This window comes from Actinosynnema sp. NPDC023658, assembly GCF_040639995.1.
Classification (GTDB): Bacteria; Actinomycetota; Actinomycetes; order Mycobacteriales; family Pseudonocardiaceae; genus Actinosynnema.
In genome coordinates, this window is the sequence record NZ_JBFAAX010000587.1 from 1,104 (window position 1) to 3,568 (window position 2,465).

The following is a 2,465-nucleotide window of genomic DNA, read 5'->3' on the forward strand; positions in this document are numbered from 1 at the left end:
TCAGAAGTTGATCATGTGTCCGGCCAGGCCGTGGATCGCTTCCTTGACCGCCTCGCCCAACGTCGGGTGCGCGCGTGCAGTCGACCGTCCCGTCCTCGGCGTCGGTGACCGAGAGGGTGTACGGGATGGTGTCGCCCCACCCGAACATGCCGCCGTCGGCCGGGCCGGTGAACCGCACGGTCGGCGCGGTGTTGCCGGAGGTGACGGTCAGGTTCGCGGTGCCCGTCTTGCCGGTGGGGTCGGTGACCGTGAGCTGCACGGCGAACGTGCCGCTCGTGGTGTAGGTGTGCGACGGGTTGGCGGCGGTGGAGGTGCCGCCGTCACCGAACGCCCACCGGTAGGTCAGCGCCCCGCCCTCGGGGTCTCGCGAGCCCGCGCTGGAGAACTGGACCGTGAGCGGGGTGCCGCCCGAGGCCGGGGTGGCCGAGGCCTGGGCGACGGGGCTGCGCTCACCGGCGTTGTAGTCGATGCGCCACAGGCCCGCCCCGGGCAGGTGGACGTTGTCGTCCCAGCCCGTGCCCCACGTGAGCAGGTACATCGAGCCGTCCGGGCCGAACTTGGCGTCCATCGGACCGGTGAAGGTGAGGTTGGACAGGAAGTTGTTGATCTTGAGCAGGTTGCTGCTGGAGTCGGTCCGGAACTCCCACATCCGGTTCCGGGCCCACTCGCCGAAGAACGGCGTGTTGTCGAAGTAGGCGGGGAACTTGGTCGCTGAGGGGTTGGCGGCGTTGTACTGGTAGGCGGGGAACGCCATCGGCGCCTCGCCGCCGCTGCCCAGCTCGGGGAACTTGTTGCCCTCCGTGGCGCTGTTGCCGTACCAGACGTCCGCGGGACGGGGTGCGGGCAGCGTGGTCAGGCCGGTGTTGTTCGGGGAGGTGTTCGTCGGCGCCGAGCAGTTGAACTTCGAGCCGGACCGGGACGTGGCGAAGTCGTAGTCGTTGAACGGGGTGTTGTTCCCGATGCAGTACGGCCAGCCGTAGTTGCCCGGCGACTTGATCACGTTCCACTCCACGAGCCCGCCGGGACCGCGGTTGGCGTTGTCCGCGCCCGCGTCGGGGCCGTAGTCGGCGGCGTAGACCACGCCCGTGGTCGGGTGCACGCTGAACCGGAACGGGTTGCGGAAGCCCATCGCGTAGATCTCGGGCCGGGTCTTGGCCGTCCCGGGGGCGAACAGGTTCCCCGACGGCACGGTGTAGGTGCCGTCCGACTCCGGGTGGATCCGCAGGATCTTGCCCCGCAGGTCGTTGGTGTTGGCCGCGGTGCCCTGCGCGTCCCACCACTTGCGGCCGGAGCGCTCGTCGATCGGGGCGTACCCGTCGGACGCGAACGGGTTGATGTCGTCCCCGACGCCGATGTAGAGGTTCTTGCCCGGCCCGAACGTCAGGTAGCCGCCCGTGTGGCCGGGTTCGTTCTCCCGCCAGGCGGGCACGGTGAGCACGACCTTCTCGCTGGACCGGTCCAGCGTGTCGCCGTTCATGGTGAACCGCGAGACCCTGGCCACCTGCTCGCTGGTGTCACCCGGCGAGTAGTTCAGGTAGACGTAGTGGTTGGTGGCGAAGTCCGGGTCCAGCGCCATGCCGGTGAGGCCGTCCTCGGAGTTCTGGCCGTTGCCGTAGACGGCGAACGTCGCCGCCGTGACCGTGGCGCGGGTGTCCGGCTTGTAGATCTTGAGCTTGCCGCCGTACTCGGTGAAGAACACGCGGCCGTCCGGGGCGACGTCCACCACGCCGGGCGCGATCGTGCTCTCGTCCAGCGCGACCTTCTCGAAGCTGCTCCACACCGTCGGGCCGCAGTCCGCCGCGACCTTGCCGCCGGCCGACTCGACGCCGCCGGCGATGTGCGAGCGGAACAGCGGTTCGGAGTAGGAGGACGCCTGGTGGCCCATGCCCGTGGCCCACAGCCTGCCGCCGTCGTAGTTGCGGCACCACGAGATCGGGTGGTCGTACCCCATCTTGGACGAACCGGCGTCGTAGGTCGACTCGTCCGCCGTCACCAGCACGTGCACGTCACCACGCGCGCTGCGGTTGAAGTTGTACCACTCCTCGGTCCGGGTCCAGCGGTCCGGCAGGCCCACCCCGGACGGGTGCTTGCGGTCGGCCACCTTGGCCGTGCCCTGGAGCACGGACGAGTGCGCGGTCATGGTCATCCCGAGCATCTGGTCCCACCAGGGGAACTGCTGCTCGATGTTCATGTCCGTGGCGTTGTGGATCGCCACGTACCCGCCGCCGTTGCGCATGTACTTCTGCGCCGCCGCGCGCTGCGAGTCGTTGTCCCAGACCATGCCCGACGTCTGGAGCATCACCACGACGTCGTAGGTCGCCAGCGTCGCGTCGTTGAAGACGGACGAGTCCTCGCTCTTGGTCAGCTCCCACTGGCGCTCGGCGGCCAGCTGCTCGAACATGGTGATCCCGGCCGGGATCGCGTCATGCCGGTAGGCCCCGGACGCCGTCTTGCTGAACAGCAGG

1 protein-coding gene is annotated in these 2,465 nt (G+C 69.2%); it reads right to left on the reverse strand.

What is annotated here, in order from left to right:
* On the reverse strand, positions 1–2,465 hold a 2,465-nt coding region (locus AB0G02_RS31640; protein WP_360801387.1), incomplete at both ends, for a ThuA domain-containing protein.